Origin of the sequence: Cohnella rhizosphaerae (assembly GCF_029525575.1) — a bacterium.
Lineage (GTDB): Bacteria > Bacillota > Bacilli > Paenibacillales > Paenibacillaceae > Cohnella > Cohnella rhizosphaerae.
Genome location: NZ_JAPDIA010000003.1, coordinates 496,648 through 516,260, shown reverse-complemented (window position 1 = coordinate 516,260; position 19,613 = coordinate 496,648). Strand labels below are relative to the sequence as shown.

Annotated in this window: 20 protein-coding genes and 3 pseudogenes; 9 read left to right on the top strand and 14 right to left on the bottom strand. The window is 61.1% G+C overall.

Annotated features, from left to right (window positions below; translation table 11 throughout):
* Positions 1-11 precede the first annotated feature (11 nt).
* Complete coding sequence (locus OMP40_RS07960) at positions 12-458, bottom strand: MarR family winged helix-turn-helix transcriptional regulator (protein WP_277530552.1); 447 nt, start codon at positions 456-458, stop codon at positions 12-14.
* A 310-nt stretch (positions 459-768) separates the two neighbouring features.
* Between OMP40_RS07960 and OMP40_RS07955 the strand changes: the two genes are divergently transcribed.
* From OMP40_RS07955 to OMP40_RS07945, 3 genes are all read left to right on the top strand, one after another.
* Entirely contained in the window at positions 769-1,332 is a 564-nt protein-coding gene (locus OMP40_RS07955) for an Hcp family type VI secretion system effector (RefSeq protein ID WP_277530550.1), read from the top strand.
* Between the two features lie 31 nt (positions 1,333-1,363).
* Complete coding sequence (locus tag OMP40_RS07950; RefSeq protein WP_277530547.1) at positions 1,364-1,516, top strand: hypothetical protein; 153 nt, start codon at positions 1,364-1,366, stop codon at positions 1,514-1,516.
* A gap of 64 nt (positions 1,517-1,580) precedes the next feature.
* Entirely contained in the window at positions 1,581-2,420 is an 840-nt protein-coding gene (locus OMP40_RS07945; protein ID WP_277530546.1) for an Hcp family type VI secretion system effector, read from the top strand.
* A gap of 129 nt (positions 2,421-2,549) precedes the next feature.
* Here OMP40_RS07945 and OMP40_RS07940 read toward each other — a convergent pair.
* A pseudogene (locus OMP40_RS07940) lies at positions 2,550-4,014 on the bottom strand (alpha-amylase).
* Between the two features lie 236 nt (positions 4,015-4,250).
* Here OMP40_RS07940 and OMP40_RS07935 point away from each other — a divergent pair.
* Together OMP40_RS07935 and aguB are read left to right on the top strand one after the other, a co-directional pair.
* A pseudogene (locus OMP40_RS07935) lies at positions 4,251-5,251 on the top strand (agmatine deiminase family protein).
* Positions 5,252-5,865: 614 nt separating this feature from the next.
* A complete protein-coding gene (gene aguB, locus OMP40_RS07930; RefSeq protein WP_277530545.1) occupies positions 5,866-6,741 on the top strand; it encodes an N-carbamoylputrescine amidase in 876 nt (291 codons plus the stop codon).
* Between the two features lie 306 nt (positions 6,742-7,047).
* Here the strand turns inward: aguB and OMP40_RS07925 are convergent.
* A pseudogene (locus tag OMP40_RS07925) lies at positions 7,048-8,164 on the bottom strand (citrate synthase).
* Positions 8,165-8,625: 461 nt separating this feature from the next.
* Between OMP40_RS07925 and OMP40_RS07920 the strand changes: the two are divergent.
* On the top strand, positions 8,626-10,050 hold the full coding sequence (locus tag OMP40_RS07920) for an RtcB family protein (protein WP_277530544.1): 1,425 nt from the start codon (positions 8,626-8,628) through the stop codon (positions 10,048-10,050).
* 5 nt (positions 10,051-10,055) lie between these two features.
* A complete protein-coding gene (locus OMP40_RS07915) occupies positions 10,056-11,390 on the top strand; it encodes an AAA family ATPase (protein WP_277530542.1) in 1,335 nt (444 codons plus the stop codon).
* A gap of 312 nt (positions 11,391-11,702) precedes the next feature.
* On the opposite strand, the gene OMP40_RS07910 is transcribed toward OMP40_RS07915, so the two are convergent.
* Positions 11,703-12,155 carry an Lrp/AsnC family transcriptional regulator gene (locus OMP40_RS07910; protein ID WP_277530541.1) on the bottom strand — a complete coding sequence of 151 codons (453 nt, stop codon included), beginning with the start codon at positions 12,153-12,155 and terminating at the stop codon, positions 11,703-11,705.
* 170 nt (positions 12,156-12,325) lie between these two features.
* On the opposite strand from OMP40_RS07910, the gene OMP40_RS07905 reads away from it, so the two are divergent.
* Positions 12,326-12,973: a YitT family protein gene (locus OMP40_RS07905; protein ID WP_277530538.1), complete on the top strand. Its 648-nt coding sequence runs from the start codon at positions 12,326-12,328 to the stop codon at positions 12,971-12,973.
* An 844-nt stretch (positions 12,974-13,817) separates the two neighbouring features.
* Here the strand turns inward: OMP40_RS07905 and OMP40_RS07900 are convergent.
* Positions 13,818-14,387 (bottom strand): spore coat protein, encoded by a 570-nt coding sequence (locus OMP40_RS07900; protein WP_277530537.1) that lies wholly within the window; start codon positions 14,385-14,387, stop codon positions 13,818-13,820.
* A gap of 188 nt (positions 14,388-14,575) precedes the next feature.
* Here OMP40_RS07900 and OMP40_RS07895 point away from each other — a divergent pair, with 188 nt between their 5' ends.
* On the top strand, positions 14,576-15,244 hold the full coding sequence (locus tag OMP40_RS07895; RefSeq protein WP_277530536.1) for a hypothetical protein: 669 nt from the start codon (positions 14,576-14,578) through the stop codon (positions 15,242-15,244).
* A 129-nt stretch (positions 15,245-15,373) separates the two neighbouring features.
* Here the strand turns inward: OMP40_RS07895 and OMP40_RS07890 are convergent, their stop codons facing one another.
* From OMP40_RS07890 to OMP40_RS07845, 9 genes are all read right to left on the bottom strand, one after another.
* Complete coding sequence (locus OMP40_RS07890; RefSeq protein ID WP_277530534.1) at positions 15,374-15,700, bottom strand: hypothetical protein; 327 nt, start codon at positions 15,698-15,700, stop codon at positions 15,374-15,376.
* Positions 15,685-16,449, bottom strand: a complete 765-nt coding sequence (locus OMP40_RS07885) for an SDR family NAD(P)-dependent oxidoreductase (RefSeq protein WP_277530533.1) — start codon at positions 16,447-16,449, stop codon at positions 15,685-15,687. The genes OMP40_RS07890 and OMP40_RS07885 overlap by 16 nt, the downstream gene beginning before the upstream one ends.
* Positions 16,415-16,645 carry an SDR family NAD(P)-dependent oxidoreductase gene (locus OMP40_RS07880; RefSeq protein ID WP_277530531.1) on the bottom strand — a complete coding sequence of 77 codons (231 nt, stop codon included), beginning with the start codon at positions 16,643-16,645 and terminating at the stop codon, positions 16,415-16,417. The genes OMP40_RS07885 and OMP40_RS07880 overlap by 35 nt, the downstream gene beginning before the upstream one ends.
* On the bottom strand, positions 16,642-17,109 hold the full coding sequence (locus tag OMP40_RS43070; protein ID WP_459076907.1) for a DUF1905 domain-containing protein: 468 nt from the start codon (positions 17,107-17,109) through the stop codon (positions 16,642-16,644). Before OMP40_RS43070 ends, OMP40_RS07880 begins: the two co-directional genes overlap by 4 nt.
* A gap of 72 nt (positions 17,110-17,181) precedes the next feature.
* The gene (locus OMP40_RS07865) at positions 17,182-17,544 is read right to left on the bottom strand and encodes a DUF2812 domain-containing protein (protein ID WP_277533040.1); all 363 of its coding nucleotides are present in this window, start codon (positions 17,542-17,544) and stop codon (positions 17,182-17,184) included.
* A 35-nt stretch (positions 17,545-17,579) separates the two neighbouring features.
* Positions 17,580-17,765 (bottom strand): DUF2812 domain-containing protein, encoded by a 186-nt coding sequence (locus tag OMP40_RS07860; protein ID WP_277530529.1) that lies wholly within the window; start codon positions 17,763-17,765, stop codon positions 17,580-17,582.
* Between the two features lie 2 nt (positions 17,766-17,767).
* Positions 17,768-18,103 carry a PadR family transcriptional regulator gene (locus OMP40_RS07855; RefSeq protein WP_277530528.1) on the bottom strand — a complete coding sequence of 112 codons (336 nt, stop codon included), beginning with the start codon at positions 18,101-18,103 and terminating at the stop codon, positions 17,768-17,770.
* Between the two features lie 126 nt (positions 18,104-18,229).
* A complete protein-coding gene (locus OMP40_RS07850) occupies positions 18,230-18,676 on the bottom strand; it encodes an SRPBCC family protein (RefSeq protein ID WP_277533039.1) in 447 nt (148 codons plus the stop codon).
* Positions 18,677-18,912: 236 nt separating this feature from the next.
* Complete coding sequence (locus OMP40_RS07845; protein ID WP_277530526.1) at positions 18,913-19,590, bottom strand: aspartate/glutamate racemase family protein; 678 nt, start codon at positions 19,588-19,590, stop codon at positions 18,913-18,915.
* Positions 19,591-19,613: the final 23 nt, after the last annotated feature.

The window sequence follows — 19,613 nt, the reverse complement described above, 5'->3', positions numbered from 1 at the left end:
CGCCGCTCACGTCATCCGCCCGTCAGTTTGCCTAGCAGTCCGAGCAGTTGGCGAAGCTCCGCTTCCTCCAGCCGGCCCATAAGCGTCTCCAGCACGTCCCGGTTGCCCGGCAGCGCGTCCAGCAGCAGCCGCTCGCCCGCCGGCGTCAACGTCACTCGACGCCGCCGGCCATCCGCCGGATCTCCGGCGATCCGCACGCTGCCTTCTTTGGCGAGCGGCACGAGCAGCACGCTGATATTCGCCTTGGTCACGCCGATTCGCTCGGCCAGCGCGGAGGGCAGCAGCGATCCGCCCGCCTTCGCGAGCTCCACGAGGATTCGGACGCGCGCGCCGTTCAGCCCCCGCGACTGCCAGTACTTCTCGGATACGCCGATCAGGCTCGCCGTCGTCTCGACCAGCGCGAAAAAAGCGCGCACTTTGGGCGGCTGCTCCGAAACGTATCCTTGCAGGTCCTCCATGCGATCTTCTCCATTTGATTAAATATTTAACTATATGGAGAATACGACAGCCGGACGGGGATGTCAATCGGCGCGATCGAGATCGGCATCCGCCATCGTTCTGCCTATCACGTAAAAGTGCCGCATCTTCTATACGAGACACCCTGGTTCTCGCATAAAGCGACGAACCGCCGCGCCCAATTTTCGCGTTAGATCGCATAAACCCGTCTACTTGTCTTAGAATGACGCACTTTTGCCAAGGCTCTAGGCAGCTCTGGCGATCTATGCTATCATCGATACGAATTGTATCATAACTGAGGAGCTGATCGTTTTGTCCGCACGCATTATGCCAAAAACAGCCTTGCTTCTGCTCACCCTCGCGCTTCTTGCCTTTGCATCTCCCCTGTCCGCTTCCGCCGCGGGCGGATCCTACATTCTGCTGACGCTGGACCAGATCAGCGGCGACAGCCAAGTCGACGGCGCGAAAGGGGCGATCGACATCACGTCCTTTCAATTCAGCGCCTCGAACGCGGCTCCCTCGCCAGGCGGAGGCAGCGGCGGGAAGCCGATCTATTCGGAGTTCGTCCTGACAAAGCTGCAGGATTCGGCGTCCATTCCGCTGCTGCAGAGCCTGACGACGGGCAAAGCCATCAAAAGCGGATCGATCGCCTTCTACAACGGGCAAGGCAAAAAGCCTTACCTGACGATCAAGCTCGAAAACGTCCACGTCACTTCCGACGCCTACAGCGCAGGCAGCGATGGAAGCCGGATCTCGGAATCGCTGGCGCTTCAAGCAGGCAAAGTGACGTTCACCTACCAGGCCGTCGATGCCAAGGGGCAGCCGCTGCCGCCGCAAACCTTCGAATACGACCTGGGAAAAAACGTCGTTAAATGACCTTATTTTTGCCGAAAAGGAGTTGTGCCGCATGAGCGTGACAATCGACCAGAAGTCCAAGCTGCCCTGGCGGGCGCCGGCGCTCGAGACGCTGCCCGTCAAGGAAACGATGGACGACGGCGGCCTGTGGGCGTTTTCGCCGAAGGACGATTTCTACCAGCGCAGCTTGCTGCTGGACAGTTGATTCCGGCCCGATGCCGGAGCCGTTCGCTTGCATCCGCCGATAGCCCATAAAGGAGTAGATCGATTTGCTCGCTAGATTATTGAACCGGGTCCTCGTCGCGGCGTTGGTCTCCGGGATGCTGTTCCTCTCGCCGGCGCCTCCGTCCGCCGACGCGGCGGAAACCGAACTTCCCTCGATCCTGTTGACGCTGGAGGGCATTCCCGGCGAGTTCGACGGCAAGGACAAGCAAATGAAAGACGCGATCGTCGTCAACAGCTTTCACTACGGCGTAGCCGCGGAAGCTCCTTCGGGCGGCGGCGGCACTCCCGGCAAGCCGGAGACGTCCCCGGTGGAGATCGCCAAATCGTTCGATTCCTCCTCGCTGCCGCTGCTGCGCGCGCTGACGGACGGCAAGGCCATCAAGGAAGGCTACCTTTATTTTCAGACCCGCGGCGCGGGCCAGAGTCGGACCTATATGGTCGTGCATTTAACGGACATCAGGATAACGGGCTACAGTTCCGCCTCGGGCAGCCAGCGTCCGAACGAATCGATCAAGCTGAGCGCGCGATCCGTGCTGTTCAAGTACATGCCCGAGAAGCCGGGCGGCGGAACCGATCCCGATCCCGTCGGCGAGGTGCTGACCAAGTATCGCTTCGATCCGATACAAGCCGTCACGCCAAAAGGCAATGCTTACGTAAAAGGCTTCACGGTTACGCTCCATGCCGACGGCGTCGGCGACACCCCCGCCCAGACGCGCTACCGCGTGAACGGCGGCGCCTGGATCGACTATACGGCGCCGTTCGAGATCTACGCGGCGGACACGCATACGGTCGAATACTACACCGTCGGCGGAGACGGCCGCATCGAGGCGACCAACGTCATGGACTTCGACCAAGGTACGTTTACGGGCCATGGCTCCTACTAATGCCTTCCCGATCAGGAGGATTTTTGCGATCGATCGCGGCCGGACGAGTTCGGACGCGCCGAGCGAGCTGAGCGAAGAACCCCGCGCGTCCGCGCGGGGTTCTTCGCATACGAGCGTCAAACGTTCGGCTTATACCGGATCGGGCAGCGCCCATACCGACACGCTGCCGCCGTTCGCCGGGAAGCTGCCATAGCCGTCCTCCCCCGATGACGACCTTTTCGCCCAGCGTCTGCGTGAAGTCGACCCATGCTTCGCCCGCGCGATGCTCGCCGACGTACATTCTTTCTCGCCGCCCTCGCCCGTGCAGACGACGACCGCGCAGCCGGAGCGCTCGATCTCGTCAACGCCGCGCCGCACCCAACCGATCAGCCGCGGATCGTCGAAGTAATCCTCCTGCTCGCCGTACGCTTTGTGATGACGGCTGTACAGCAGCGGGTCGATGGCCATTTTCTTGCCTTCGATCTCCTCTTCGTCTCCCCCCGATGTGAAAATAGTCGCCGTAGAAGACGCACGGATATCCGCCTTCCCGCAGCAGGATGAGCGCGTACGCGCTCTGCTTGAACCAGTCCGAGATCCACGACTCCAGCGCTTCGCCGGGCTGCGAATCGTGATTGTCGACGAAGGTGACCGCGTTGGTCGGGTTCGTCTGCACGAGCGTATCGTCGAACAGCTTGGTCAGGTCGTAGTCGGCGCCTTTTTCCGATGCCTCGTGCAAATTGTAGTGCAGCCGCACGTCGAAAAGACTGATGCGGCCGCCGACCTTCTCGAGGAATTGCTGGCAGGCTCCCGGGTCGCTGTTCCAAAACTCGCCTACGATGAAGAACGCGTCGCCCCGTTCGGCGTACATCGCCTCGGTAAAGTCGCGCACAAAAGTATGGTCGATATGCTTGATCGCATCGAGCCGATAACCCGCGCAGCCCAGCGTGTCCGCGAGCCATTTCCCCCAATCGATCATCTCCCGTCGCACGTCCGGATGGCGATAGTCGATGTTGGCGTACATGAGATAGTCGTAGTTGCCGAAGGCGTCGTCGACGTTTTCGTTCCACCCCTTGCCTTCGCCGACGATCCGGTAGATGCCCTGACGGTCTTCCCGCGCGTCGCAGTCGGTGCCGTTGAAGTGCTCGAAGCTCCACTTGAACGACGAATACGCATCCCCGCGTCCCGAAAAATCGAACTTCGTCCAGCCCTCGATGTCGAACGGCCCGGAGATGTCTTTAAGCCGGTTGTCCGCCTCCACCTCGACGACCTGAAACGTCTCCGTTCCGTCCGCGCCCGCCTTGTGGTTCATGACCAGATCCGCGTAAACGCCTACGCCGGCCTGCCGGCATGCTTCGATCGCTTCAAGCAGCTCCTCCTTCGTGCCGTACTTCGTGCGTACGCCGCCCTTCTGGTCGAACTCGCCCAGGTCGTACAGGTCGTATACCGCATAGCCCGTGTCCTCGGGTGACACCGCTTTGGTGGGCGGCGGGATCCAGACGGCGTCGATGCCGCGGTCCTTGAGCTTCGGCGCGAGCTTCGCAAGACGGCGCCAGTGCTTGCCGTCCGCCTCGAGATGCCACTCGAAAAATTGCATGATCGTATGATTGCGCTCCATTCGGCGGCCTCCATTATATGCAGCTGCGTATTTGTCCGGCGTTGATCGTATCCTCCAATGACTTACCTCAACCGGCGCGCGCGTAAACAAATCCGTGCGCCTCGCGCTTCTACGCGGCGCATTGAGATCGAGGCCCGATTCGTATATGATGATGGAGAACTTAAGCGGCATCCGTTCCGTTCAATTTTTAGCAAAGCGAGCTGAATCTCTTGTATCCACGAGACCTCCAATATAAAATGCCCGCCGAATGGGCGCGGCACGAACGCACCTTCATGTCCTGGCCCGTCCGTGACTCCATGGTCTACCCGGACGACCACGAATCCGTCTGCGGCGGCTATGCGCAGGTCGTCCTGGCGATCGCCGAATTCGAGCCCGTCAGCGTGCTTGTCAATGAAGCCGACCTGGCGCTTGCGAAGCGCCATCTGGACGCGCCCAACATCGAGCTCGTGCCGATCGCGCACAACGACGCCTGGCTGCGGGACAACGGCCCGACCTTCCTCGTCGACCCGAACGGCGTGCTGGCCGGCGTGAACTGGCGCTTTAACGCCTGGGCGGCAAGTACGCGCCTTGGGATCTGGACGACGCGGTCGCGCCGCAGATTCTCGAGCGCATGGGCGTGCGCCGGTTCGACGCGCCTGTCGTCATGGAGGGCGGCTCGATCCACGTCGACGGCGAAGGCACGCTGCTCACGACCGAGGAGTGCCTGCTGAACGTCAACCGCAACCCGGAGCTGAGCCGGGAGCGAATCGCCGAGCTGCTCGCGCAATACGTCGGCATCGACAAGATTATCTGGCTGAACCGCGGCCTCGCAGGCGACGAGACGGACGGACACGTGGACAACATCGCCTGCTTCGCGGCGCCGGGCAAGGTCATCATACAAGTGTGCGACGATCCGGACGACGAGAACTACGCGATCACGCAGGAAAACCTGCGCATTCTGCGCGAGGCGACCGACGCCAAAGGCCGAAAGTTCGAGATCGTCGAGCTCCCGCAGCCGCCGCTCGCCTCCTTCGAGGACAGCCGGCTCACGCTGAGCTACCTGAACTTCTACTTCGTCAACGGCGGCATCATCCTGCCGATCTTCGGCGGCACCGCCGAAGAGACGGACCGCGAAGCCGCGCGCATCCTGGCCGAGACGTTCCCGGACCGCCGCATCCGCACCGTGGACGGCATGGCGATCATCAAAGAAGGCGGCAACGTTCACTGCACGACGCAGCAGATGCCTGCGCGGGGCTGAGCAGAGCGGCCAGTACGGCGTAGGATGCAAGATATGCGATTCCGCCGCACAACGGCGCCCTGGAGTCACGTTTTGCGGGGAGTTATGCGATTCCGCCGCACAACGGCGCTTTTGAGTCACGTTTTCTCGGAAGTTATGCGATTCCGCCGCACAACGGCGCCCTTGAGTCACGTTTTCTCGGGAGTTATGCGATTCCGCCGCACAACGGCGCCCTGGAGTCACGTTTTCTCGGGAGTTATGCGATTCCGCCGCACAACGGCGCCCTGGAGTCACGTTTTCTCGGGAGTTATGCGATTCCGCCGCACAACGGCGCCCTGGAGTCACGTTTTCTCGGGAGTTATGCGATTCCGCCGCACAACGGCGCCCTGGAGTCACGTTTTCTCGGGAGTTATGCGATTCCGCCGCACAACGGCGCCCTGGAGTCACGTTTTCTCGGGAGTTATGCGATTCCGCCGCACAACGGCGCCCTGGAGTCACGTTTTCTCGGGAGTTATGCGATTCCGCCGCACAACGGCGCCCTGGAGTCACGTTTTCTCGGGAGTTATGCGATTCCGCCGCATAACGCACCCTTGAGTCACTTTTTGTAAATCGAATTCATGAAGGAGGTTACCCGAATGAGGAAAGTCAAAGTGGCTGCTACCCAGATGAGCTGCTCCAGCGATATCGACGAGAACATCGCCAAGGCGGACAAGCTCGTGCGCGAAGCCGCGGCCCAAGGCGCGCAGATCATCCTGCTGCAGGAGCTTTTCGAGACGCCATACTTCTGTCAGAAGGAGAAGTCGGATTACTACGTCTACGCGACCGAGCTGGAGCGCAACAAGGCCGTTAACCACTTCAAGGCGGTGGCCAAGGAGCTGCAGGTCGTGCTGCCGATCAGTTTTTACGAGAAGAAGAACTACGCCCGCTACAACTCGCTCGCGGTCATCGACGCGGACGGCGAGATCCTCGGCCACTATCGGAAAAGCCATATCCCGGACGGTCCCGGCTACGAGGAAAAATTCTACTTCAATCCAGGCGACACCGGGTTTAAGGTTTGGAACACGCGCTACGCCAAGATCGGCGTCGGCGTCTGCTGGGACCAGTGGTACCCGGAAGCGGCGCGCTGCATGGCGCTCATGGGCGCCGAGCTGCTGTTCTATCCGACGGCGATCGGCTCGGAGCCGCAGGACGGCTCGATCGATTCCAAAGACCACTGGCAAATGTGCATGAGAGGCCACGCCGCCTCCAACCTGATGCCGGTCATCGCCTCCAACCGCATCGGGCGCGAGGAGGACGAGGATTCGTCCATCGACTTCTACGGCTCGTCGTTTATCGCCGGCCCGCAGGGCAACATGATCGAGGAAGCAGGCCGTTCGGAAGAGACGGTGCTGACCGCCGAGTTCGACCTCGACCAACTCGAGATCCAGCGCATCGAGTGGGGCATCTTCCGCGACCGCCGGCCCGAACTGTACCGCGTCATCGCCTCCTACGACGGCAGCACGACGATCTAGTATAGGAAGACCGCCAACGCTTGGCGGTCTTTTACTTTGCGTAGACTGTGATATGCACGAAATGTGTGTCCAGCTCCCAAGCATCGATCTACGACCACTCTTTTTGCTGCGATCGTGCGTCGGGCTCCTAAGTATCGATCTACGTCCACACTTCACGCTGTTAAATACCCTTGTTCGGCGCACACAGCCCCATTAGTCGGTTTGCGGCGATCTCGCAGCCTCGCGGGGGCCCGCGCGAGAGCCCGATAGGTCAGTTAGCCGGGCTCTCCGTCTATATTACGCTCCCGCACGGTCTCGGCGATTCCGTCAGCCGATTCTATCGGCTGTCTCGCTCGGCAGGACGCCCACGTATGCGGATTGCGGCCGGAAGATGCGGTTGTGGCCGGCTTGCTCGAGCATGTGCGCCGTCCAGCCGACGACGCGCGCGGCCGTGAACGTGGGCGTGAACAGTGCCGTCGGCAGCGCGATCGCCTTCATGATGGCGGCGGCGAAAAATTCGACGTTCGTGTGCAGCCGCCGCCCGGGCTTGTATTCGGCGAGCAGCCGCGTCGCCGTCTCCTCCACGTGCAGGGCGAGCGCGAACGCCGGGTCGTCGCCGGTCAGGCCGCGCGTCACCGCGCGCAGCGCCTCGGCGCGCGGGTCGACGGTCTTGTAGATGCGATGGCCGAAGCCCATCAGCCGTCCGCCCCGCTCCAGCACGTCGCGCAGCCAGGGCTCGGCGCGCTCCGGCGTGCCGATCGCCTCGAGCATGGCGATCACCTCGCTCGGCGCGCCCCCGTGCAGCGGGCCGCCCATCGCGCCGATCGCCGCGCTGACGGCCGGGTACAGGCCTGCCTGCGTCGACAGCGCGACCCGCCCCGCGAAGGTGGACGCGTTCATGCCGTGTTCCATGCCGAGTACCAGATACGCGGTCAGCGCCCGGGCATGATCGGGCTCGGGCCGGCGGCCCGTCAGCATGTACTGGTAATTGGCCGCGTGATCCAGCTCCGCGTCCGGCTCGACGGGCGCGAGCCCCTGCAAGGCGCGATGCCGATAGGCGATGATGCCGGGCATCAGCGCCGTCATCCGCTCCGCCTGGTCCGCCCGCGGCGGCCAAGCAGGCTCTTCTCCGTCCGCCAGCGCGGCGGCCGCCGACTGGAGCACGGCCATCATCGGCAGCCCGGCCGGCAGCGCGCCAAGGAGGCGCCTCAGCTCGCCCGGCAGGACGCGCGCAGCGGCCAAGCGCTCCTTCAACGCCGACAGCTCGCGCTCGCCGGGCAGCTGTCCGTACCACAACAAATACGCCGTCTCCTCGAACCCTCGGCTCACCGCCAGGTCTTTTGCCCAATACCCCCCTGTATACAAGATGCCCGCGCTCGCCGTCGACGTGCCCGATCTCGGTCTCCGCCGCCACGACGCCCTCCAATCCGGTTACGCTCGCCATTCGATCTCTCACTCCTTTTGTTGTTAAATTCAATATACATCGCCACATTAATTATGTATATTTATTGTATTTTTTATGGATGAAAAATTTCATTTATCGAAAAGTCGAATGATTATCTATATTAATCGACCCGATCAACTTTTTTCATCAAAGTGGTTGACAAGGTTTGGCTATCCCCCTTAATATAGCCATTATCTCATCAGAAAGGAGGCCGGCCGACATGACCGCGATTCAACTCACCAGCCGCTACGACACTTGGACCCAACTGAATATGCCGCTCGATGTCCGCCGGCCTCTACGGGCCGATCCAAGAGGCAGACCCGGATAATGCGCGTTCCCGCTGGGGAAGAGCGTTGAATCCACGGGGTTGTCTTGACGTATCCAGGGACCGCGAGCGAATCGGCTTGCGGTCTTTTTTTGTTTTCTAAAAATCCAAATCGATAAGAGGTCACAACGAATTTATGATACCGAACGAAACTTATTACCGGCGCATCGATCTGCCCGCGGGCGATCTTCACGTCTTCGCCGGAGACGCGCTGTTCCGCGCCATGGGCGCCAAGCCGCTCGAGATTGCGAACAACAATCTGCAAATTCCGAACATCCGCTACATGAGCTACACGCCGGACGCCCACGTCGGGGTTGGCACCTGCATCGGCACGACGGCCGTCTGGCAGGCGGACGAAGGCTTCGTCTCCCCGACCATCGTCGGCAGCGACATCGGCTGCGGGATGCGGGTGCACCTGACGAACCTGGACGCGGACGACCTGAAGGACGTCAAGCTTCGGCGCAAGCTGGTGAAGGCGATCGAGAAGCGGATTCCGACGGAAAATCACGCCCGCGGGCACTTCTCCGACATTCGGCTTGAGGACGTGCTGATCAAAGGCCTCCACGGCTTGCCCGGAAAATACGTGCCCGACGCCTACACGCCTCGCAGGGCGACCTCGCTCACGCACGTAGAGCATGCCCGCTTCCGCTACGACGAAGACGCGCTGAACCGGATTCCCGAGCATTTGTGGCACCGGGCCCATCGCCAGCTCGGCACGCTCGGCGGCGGCAACCACTTCGTCGAGCTGCAGGCGGTCACGCTGGACGAAGCGAATCGCGACATCGGCGAGCGCTGGGGGCTGCGCGACGGGCAGGTCATCGTCATGATCCACTCGGGCTCGCGCTCGTGGGGCGGCGCCGTGAACCAGCACTGCGGCTCCGAAGTCGTCAAGACGATGCGCAAGCTCGGCCTCGGCACCGCGGATCCCAAGCTCGCTTTCGCGCCGCTGGACAGCGAAGCGGGCGCCACGTACGTCAATCTGATGTACGCCGCGCTCAACTTCGCCGTCGCGAACCGCCATTTGCTCGCCTTCGCCGTAAGGGACGCGCTGCGCGAGACGCTGGGCCCGCAGGCGGAGACGCGCACGCTGTACGACCTGATGCACAACTACGCGCTGGAGGAAAGCCACGACGGCGAGCCGTTGTTCGTGCACCGCAAAGGCGCGACCCGCTCCCTCCCGCCGGGCCATCCGGACAATCCGGAGCCGTACCGGGAGACCGGGCACCCGGCGCTCATCCCCGGATCGATGGGGACGTCCTCCTACCTGATGGTCGGCGTACCGTCCGGCGCGCGCAATTATCACTCGATCTGCCACGGCGCCGGCCGGGTCCGCTCGCGCAACGCGACCAAGCAGCTCGTCACCGTGGACGAATTCGCGGCCTCGCTGCGCGTCGGACAGGAGGACGAGGTCGTCGTCAATCACCGCGCGCTCGAGGCGATCATCGACGAGTCGCCGCAGGCTTACAAGGACGTCGATCAAATTATAGAAAGCGTGGCGGGCGCAGGCCTGGCGGCCGTCGTCGCCAAGTGCCGGCCGCTCGCGACAGTTAAAGGAGTATAACATCTATGACATTAATGAATCCAAAAGCGCTGCGCCCTTTCCTCATCCGGCGGGACGACTATGCAGCGGAGCCTGCCGGCATGCAGGCCTACTTCGACTATACGATGGCCGTGCGCCGCATTGCCGATTGGCTTGACGAACGCTACGGCTACGAATTCCACCTCTATTATCAAGAAGACAGCGACGACGCCTGGGACGGGCTTGCGGACGACATTCGCGGCGGCTACCCCGGCGTGGAGCACGCGGCCAGCCTGTTCGATCTCGTCGAGACGCGCAGCTTCAAGTATGCGTCCGACCCCGAGCCGGACGCCGGTCCTGCGCGCAAGCCGTCCGCCGGCGGCGCGCACGACATTCGCATGGCCGTCCGCAACAACCTGTTCGTCTATCCGGCGCACCGCGTGGCATTTGCCCGCGTACCCCGGCTCACGCAATACGGGCTGGGGTACGAGGACCTTATATTCGCGGAGAGCGATGCGCAGCTCGGCAGCTTCCTGAGCGAGATGCGCGAACGGCAGCTGGCCGACCGGCAACTGCTCGTGTTCACGGACACCCGCGACGGCCTCGAGCGCAGCCGCGAGACTGCGGAGCGCCCGGTCGACCGGGATGGCGTGTTTATGGACGAGTCTTTGAAGGCGCAAATCTTCCGCTCCGTGGACACCTTTTTCGCGGACGACCGCAGCTTCTATCAAACCTACGGCGTCCCCTACAAACGGGGCATCCTGCTGTACGGCAAGCCGGGCAACGGCAAGACGACGCTCGTCAAATCGATCTCCGCCACCGTCAACGCGCCGGTCGCCTACTGGCAGATCACCGAGTTTACCGGCAGCGAATCGATCCAGCAGGTGTTCGACGCAGCCGTGAAGCTCGCGCCGATGGTGCTCGTCGTCGAGGACATCGATTCGATGCCCGAATCGTGCCGCTCGTACTTTCTCAACACGCTGGACGGAGCGACCTCGCGAGAGGGCATTTTCCTGATCGGGACGACGAATTATCCGGAGAAAATCGATCCCGCGCTCATGAACCGGGCCGGGCGCTTCGACCGCGCCTACGAAGTCAAGCTGCCGAGCGAGCCGCTGCGGCTAGCCTACCTGGTCTACAAGGGAGCTGGAAGGCTGACGGAAGAGACGGCACTTCCCGAGATTGCGCGTTTGACGGAGGGATTTACTTTCGCGCAGCTCGCCGAGCTCTATGTCTCGGCCGCGCTCGAGCTGCATCAGACCGGATCGACGGATTGGGAACGGCTGATCGCGGGCATGAAAACCGATCTGTCCAAAGGACGGAGCCGGGAGTGGATGACCGAGAGCGCCGGACGCAGAGTGGGCTTCTCGGCGGGGAACTGATGCGATCCTGCAAAAGCGCATCATCCAAGGCTCGTATGGCTGCACTTTTGCGCGATAGACGATACGCCGAACGAATGCGGCTCTCAATCGCGTACTTTTGCGCGATAGCCTTACGCAGGCCGCTTCGCTTTACTCGCTTGCTTTATTCGATTAATGATAAACGCTGCGATAGATCAATCATTTTAAACGATCGCCCGCCGCAGGGCAGGGCAAGGCAGCGCGAAGAGGCGGAGCGCCGGCAGCTCCGCCTTTTGGTTATGCGCTTTGCGCTTCCGCGGCGGAGCGGCTGACGAGCTCCGGCCCTGTCGGCGCTCAGGCGTCCGACGCCTCCGATTGCGGCAACACCGCCCGCCCGGCTACGGGGGACGACAGAATCACCGACGTATTCAGCATGCCGCAAGGCAGCAGCCGTTCGACGAGACGGTTCAACGCGTTCAGGTCCGTCACGGCCGCCTTCAGGATGAACGTGACGGCGCCCGTCACGCGATAGCACTCCAAGACGTCGCTGTCTTCCGCGATCCGCCGCTCGAACACGAGCGGGGACACCTTGAGCTCGCTGACCTGAATGATCACCTGTACGCTTCTTCCGACGGCCGGCGCCGACACGACGGCGCAAAAACCTGTGATGACGCCTCGCTCCTGCAGGCGCGCGAGACGCTCCGAGACGCTGGGGCGGCTGAGCGACAACCGCTTGGACAGCTCGCTGACCGTCATTCGGCCGTCCTCCTGAAGCAGCTTGAGCAGGCTGATGTCTATGCGATCCATGTCGTTTCACCCTCACCTTCAAATTGCAGGACATCCGGCGCTTATTGTTTCAATGTGATATTAAGTGACACAAAAGAGCTTCACTTCAACCTTTCTCGGCGCTTCTCCGCTGCGTATCATGGAAGATAACATTACTTCATGGTAGGCAAACAGAAGCGGAGGCGTTTGTCATGAATCATATCATGCATCAGCGACGCAGGGAATGGCTGCTCATCGCGCTGGGCTGCATCGTCACGGCCATCGGCGTATCGCTGCTGAAGGAAGCCCGGATCGTCACCGGGGGCAGCGCCGGACTGGCGCTCAGTCTCTCTTACTTGTTCCATATGAAGTTCCCGGTGCTGTTTATCCTCATCAACCTGCCCTTCCTGCTGTTTGCCTGGGTCAAAATGGGCCGCTCGTTCACGCTCCGGACGATCGGGGCCATCGGCCTGCTGTCCGGCTTGACCGCGCTCGAAGGGCTGCTGCCCGAATACGGCATGCCCCTCATGGTCGAAGCTGTCGCCGGCGGCGCGCTCGTCGGCATCGGCATCTGCATCCTGTTCAAAAACGGCGCGTCGTTCGGCGGCTCGACGGTATTGGCCCGCTATCTGCAGCTCAAATACGGGCGAGACCCCGGCAAGACCGGCTTCGCGTTCGATCTCGCGGTCATTGCGACGAGCCTGTCCGCCATCTCCCTCGGCGGCGCGCTGATCTCCGCGCTCTCGCTCGCGATCACCGGCACGGTAATATCGCTGTACAAGGGACGGCTGGACGCCTCCCGGCGCCAGGCACCCGGTCAGACCGCTTCCCCGTCCGCTACCACGATGGCCGCAGGATAAAAAAAACCGTCAGGGAAGGTCGTGGCTCTCCCTGACGGTCCTTGCATCAAGCGCGTGCAACGTTCGGTGGACAGCCCGCGACCGCCTGAACGCACAACCAACCGCGCCAACGCCTCCACAGCCGCCGCCAGCGAGGTTCGATTGAATGGCGTCTGTGCGCGATCAGAATACGCGAAGGTTTAAGGTTACTTAGCATCCTGACGGGTTTGACGTCATGGCGCTCGCGGCCTGTATGTAATAGCTGTTGAAACGCATTTATTTTCTTGGGTCATGACGTTATTGGCCTAAATAAGTGTTAAAGCGCAATTAAATTCCCACTTTCGCGCGTTTTGACCCGGTCTTGAACCAATTAAATGCGGTTGAACACTTATTTCCTCCACAGCCCCGGTCAGCGCGCCGATTAACTGCTTTTCAACACTTATCGCCCCCCGGCTTCCGACTCGCGGCTCCCAGCTCCCGGGTTATCCGTGTCCAGATCGAGCACAAATGCGCTTGATCTCCTCCTCGTTCCTAACCGAGACTTCAACGATCGCTCAATGGCGCAAGCGGGCCCGTTTGTTCCTAAACGGAACTTCGAAGCCCCCGCGCTGGTGCAGGAGGGCCCGTTTGTTTCTAACCGAGATTTCGGCGACGGGGCGACATCGCAAGTCTACTCGTTCGTTTCTAACCGAGACTTCGGCGGCGGGGCGACAGCGCAAGTCTACTCGTTCTTTCCTAACCGAGAATTCTTCGGCAAACGCTCGGTGAAGCCGTCTCTTGGGTTGCTACTGAGAAGGCTGTTTAAAAAAATCCGGCGCGCTCGTTCGCCCGGCGTCGCGGCTTCCGGGGGTCCGGACGTCTTTTTTTATTGGTATACCGTCATCGGCTGATGATGCGGCACTTCCCGGTAAATCTGTCCGATCGTCTCCATCAGGTTGCCCGTCGCGGGCACGATCGGATACCAGCTTTTGCGGCCCATATACGACCATACTTCGTGAGCCTGATGCGAGCACATGCGGAACGCGTCTTCGAGAAACGCCCGCAGCTGCGGCGTCCCGCATTCGAAGGCGGCCCACGCATACTCGCGGCCCGCGCGCTTCAAGGTCAGCAAGTACGAAGTGGCGATCGCCCGGTCGTCCAGTTCGGACAGCTTCACCTGGGGCTCGATGGACGGATACGGCGGCGCAGCCACAGGAAGGAGCGCCGTCATCGACAGGCCGGGGACGTTCAGCTTGTCCGTGGAGCCGGTCATTTTTTTCACGAATTCGATCTTCATATTGTAATCCTGAACGTGGACCGGGTAATGCTTCCCGATCATCTCCTTCAGCTCGGGATCCTTCGCCTGATCCAGGAACAGCGCCATCGATTGAATGGCGTTCGTACAGCTCATCAGCAGTTCGCTCAGCTCGAGCGCTTCATGGTTGCCCAGATTCAATTTGGAAGATCCTCCTTCGGTTGGATGCGTGTCCGGAGTAGTATCCCAATCGGGGCGCCGGTTATGCGAGGCCTCACGCTGCCAAGGTCTTTGGAACTATTTTATACAAATCGTTTGCGCAGCCTTTCCATTCATTTTTATACTAGAATGGCATATCCGTAAATAAATGCGACAGGAGCGTGAACAGATTGAAGAAAAAGCTGACCGCGGCCGTCATCGGCCTGTCCATGGTCGCCAGTATGGGAGCGGGCGCCTACGCCGCTTCGAACCTGACGCCGATCAAAGCCTTTTTAAATTGGGGACTCAGCTTCAAGGTGAACGGCAAACCGTTCCAGCTGCGCGACGGCAACGGCGGCACGCTGTCGCCGATTACTTACAACAATACGACCTACCTGCCGATTCGGTCGGTCTCCGACGCGCTCGGCATCGCCGTGCACGTGGACAACAAAGGCCTCATCCAGCTCGGCGAAACGGTCGACGGCATCTCGATCGCGACCGGCTTCGAGGGCGACAATCGCACGAAGGATCCGTCCAAGACCGTCTACGACGGGAAGGACTACAAGGACGTGTTCTTGGACAACAACAGCGGCGATCGCAGCGCTTCGTTCATGCTTTATCCGAAAAAGAAGTACCAGAAGCTGTACATTCAAGTCGCCGCGATCGGCAAAGACATCAAGGCGTTTAACGTTCAGGACAGCGACACCGATATCGAGCTGAAAACGAAGCCGATCGCCATGGGCGACGGTCTCGTCACGATCGAAGTCGACATCGGGGGTTCCGATGCGCTCTACGTATGGGCCGAAACGTCCGACGGCGGCTCGGTGTTCATTCCGATGACGACGTCTTATTTCAAATAACTTTTTATCGGAGTCGATTCAGAAAAGTACAGGTAAAACTTATATTTTTCGAATCGTGATGCAAAACCCCGTCAGTGCAAGCGCGCTGACGGGGTTTATTTTTATGCGGGTCCGGCGTGCCCATTCGGCTCAATCGCCGCGCCGCCGCGCCTTGCTCACGATAAGCCTGGCGAGATCGATCACGACGCCGAGCCCAAAGCCGATGGCCAGCAGCTCCAGATAGATCAGCAGGCTCGCCAGATCCTCCCACCCCGTAGCGCCGCGCGAGGCGATTGCCATGAACAGCAGGCCGAGCAGATGGCCCGCCAGGAGCGAGACCGCCAGCCATCTCGCGCCGAGCCATCCGGAAAGCGCGATGACGGCGCTCACGACGAGACAGACGAGGAAATAACGCAAAGCGTGGATCGCGGACCATGACTGTCCGAGGACGGAAAACCGGATCAGCCAGAGCAGCAAAGTAGTGACGACAGCGGAAGCCGCGCCAACGTCGATCCATCTTTTGCTTTTGGACGCAGGCAGGAGAGGCATGCGAATCCACCCTTTCTTCGCCGTGCTCCTATTGATTCAACTGAACCTTCCGTGTGTTCAGCATGCCTTCCAGACCGGTCGGATCCTGGCTGGTCTTGAAGCGCGCGAACGCCTCGGCGGCCTCGGAGGTCCGGATGCGCAGGGGCTTGGTCTCCATTTGCAGCAGCTCCCCCTACGACGTCCGCGACCGATTCCGCCGTCTGCGGCACGGAATTGCGGCTTGCGAAGCCGTCCAGGTAACGCTGGACGACCGGCTTGTATTCGTCGTCGAGAATGCCGCCCGTCGCGTTCACCTGCTCCATCACGGTGCCCACGAACTGGGTCGCGATCGCGCCCGGCTCGAGCAGCGTGACGTCGATATTGAACGTCGGCTTGTAGTAGGTCGCCAGACTCTCCAGCAATCCCTCCACCGCAAACTTGCTGGCGCAATAGATCTCGTTGAGCGGCTGCCCGACGAGACCGCCGACGCTGGAGGTGGCGATGATATAGCCGCCGTTCGCCGCTTGGCGGAGGAGCGGCAGCGCCGCGCGAATCGTATGCATGACGCCGTAGACGTTGGTATCGAACACGCGGTGGATATCCGCAGTGTCGGCTTGTCCCAATGCACGGAGAAATCCGAAGCCCGCATTGCAGAATAGCGCGTCAAGCGTTCCCCCGCTCGCGTTCGATCCGCCCAAACGCAGCCTCCAGCGAGGAGACGTCGGTGACCTCCATTTCGACCCAGTACAGGTTATCTTGCCCGGCATAAAGCTCCCGGTCCCGCTCGACATGGCGGGTTCCCGCGTAAACGATCCAGCCCTCTTGCGCCAGCTTAAGCGCCGTCGCCAGTCCGATACCGGAAGAAGCGCCCGTAATTGCGATAATGCCGCTCATATCATCGTCCCCCCTATATGGCTTTGCCTTCGCTTAACGCTTGCACGGCCTTGTCGATGCGGCGCAGGCGCGTTTCTTCGGTCTTGGCGCCTTCGACGGAGAGGACGACGCGGCTCTTGTTGCTGTTCGAGAGTCCGTCGAAAAAAAGCGCGTGCCGCGGGAGCTCCCGCGAGCGCGGCGGCCAGATCGTCCGGCACCTTCACCTCGCGCGGGTCCGTATCCAGCATAAGCGACACCTCGACCTCGTCCCCTGCCGCAACGCCGGCGGCGCCTCGATGCTCCGCGCTCAGCGGCAGCATGTAGCGTCCGCCCATCGCCGCAACCGTGCTGCGATACGTATAGCCGGCAACCGTCGCATATACCGCCGGCTTTTTGCCCGATCCCAGCGCTTCGACAGCTTCGGCCGGTACCTCGATGCCCGTCGCCGTCTTGCCGTTCAATTCGACTGTCGCTTTGAATTTCAACGTCGTCCGCTCCTTCGCTTTGATCGTGTCCTCACCAGTATAGCAGGCCGAGGCGGACCGTCGCACGAATCTTTAGAACGGCGAGCAAGCGGTGCCTGCTACCCGCCCGTCTCTTTGATCTTCTTGTTCATCTTGACGATCCCATATCCGAGCAGAGCGAACAAAATTGCGTAAATAGCGAGCAACGGCACCGTAATCCCCCCATCGCATGGAAGCTTCAAGCCTGGAGACGATATTGGCGAAGTTCGCGAACAAAATGACGAGATTCGCGAACAGCATCGCCGCCATCACGCGTTTGATCTTTTTGTAATGTTCGACCAGAGACTCCCGGTCTGTATACAGCTTCGGCGTCTCGCCCGGTTCCCAAGGCCTGCGAAAGTAATGCCAGACACCGCTGAACGAGCTTACGTACGCCCATCCCATGTCCCGGTACAGCTCAATGTACGCGTCCAGCTTGCCGTTTTTCTTCGTCAGGCCGCCCTGATAATCGAGAGACCGTAGGTGTAACGGACCGTCCCGTCGCGCTCGAACTCGCTTCTGAACGCGCCTCCCTTCGTCATATGCAGCCCGCGGGCCGACTGCTCGTTCAGCCACCGTTCCTCCTTCTCGTAGTTCCAACTCATCCACGCATGCCATCTTTTTTCCGTCCGCGCCATTCTTAATCCCTCCCGTTCAACGCATGTCTTCCCGCCGTCAGCAGCTCCTCCAGCCGCTCGACCTCCGCAGCCAGCACCGTACGCCCGCTCGTCGTGATCGCATACAGCTTGCGCCTGGCGTCCGTCCCCTCAGCGCCCGGATACGGCTCGATGAGCCCCTTGCCCTGCAGCGTGTTCAGCGCGGTATACAACGTGCCGGCACCAATCTTGAGCCTGCCGCCGCTCATGCGCTCCACCTCCTGCATCATGCCGTAACCGTGCGAGGGCTCCGCGCACAGCGTCACCAGAATATAGTAGAATGCTTCCGTCAACGGCAGTATTTGCTTCGATTTGTCCAAGTTCGTTCCCCCCGCATCGCATACATATCGGAAAGCAATATATCGAATGTCAATATAGTTTCCACGCCTGGAATGAGCAAAGACCGCCAAGAGAGGGTGTCCTGGCGGTCTCGTGCGTATATGGCTTTATTTGATGGGCCGTACGTGCGCATCCGGCGCCTTGTCGGCAACGACGTTCAGCTCGATACCGTGCTCGAGCAGAGCCTTCAGCGCGCAGAGCACCATGTTGAAGCCGCCGGTCGAATCGAGCGCCTGGGCCACGACCGCGTCGCCGTCGCCCTGGAAGCCCGAGTTGACGACGCTGACGAAGGTCTCGTTCGCCCCGCGGTCCGTAAAGGTCCATTCCACTTGCGTAAAGCCGTTTGTCTCGTCGCCCCATCGGATCTTAATCCGACGATTCGGCTCGATCGCAAGGACGTCCACCTCCGCCGCCGCGCCGTACATCTCCCACTCCCAACGGACGCGCGCTCCCTCCGCCAACCGGCCACTGCTCTTGGTGAACCAGAACCGCGTCGTTACCGACGGGTCGACGAACGCTTCGAATACTTCTTCTACCGGCCTGCGCACGAGCATCTCCGCTGTCGCCACCGGCACTTGGCTGAGATTAATGGAAGTCACCGACGATCTCTCCTCGCTTTAAAAGAGTCTGGTTTTCTCTCCCAGTTTAGCACGTAGACGCGCGCCAGGTTTCTTGCCGATTGCCGGTTTTGCGGTTTGGCGGTTTTACGGTTTTGCGGTTTTACGGTTTTGCGGCTTTGCGGCTTTGCGGCTTTGCGGCTTTGCGGCTTGGCGACTTGGCGACGAAAAGATCAGCGGCCGCCAAGCTCGCGCGACAGCGCGTGCACGGCTTCGGCAAGCCGGCGAAGCGGCTGGCCAATCCGTACGCCTCGCGCGGCTTCCGCGCGCTCCGCAGCATCGACCATCGACAGCTGCGCGACGGCGACGAACCTCTCCGGGTCTGCGTCGAGCAAACTGTCCAGTTCGCCCTGCACGGCGTTCAGATAAGCCTCCTTTTCCCCGCGCATGACGAGATCGAATGCCTCCGACAGCACGACGGCCTCGATCTGCGGCCTCGCGCGCTTTTCTCGCTCCGCATGGGCGTACAGCCGCGCCATCGTCCCCTCGACGGTGGCCGGGTTCGTGAACAGCAGCGCTTGGGCGCCTTCGCGGCCGTACAGCTCCTCGAAAAACGGCTCGTCGATCTTGAGAATCGGCAGACGGACGGTCGGCCGCGCTTCGTCCAGCAGGGCGATATAGTTCGTGCAAGTGATCAGGATCGCGTCGGCGCCGGCCATCGCCATCCATTCAAGCTGACGAACGACATGGTCGCGAGCGCGATCCTCCGTAAACGCAGCGTCGGCGCTCATCCGGGCGATCAATCCCGGATCGACGTAATGCGCCCAGGACATCTCTGCGGGCAGACGGATACGCGCGATGTAGGCAATATTCGATTCATGCGCATGCAGACAAGCGATTTTCAGTCCCAACGCATTGCGCCTCCTTTTCAGAG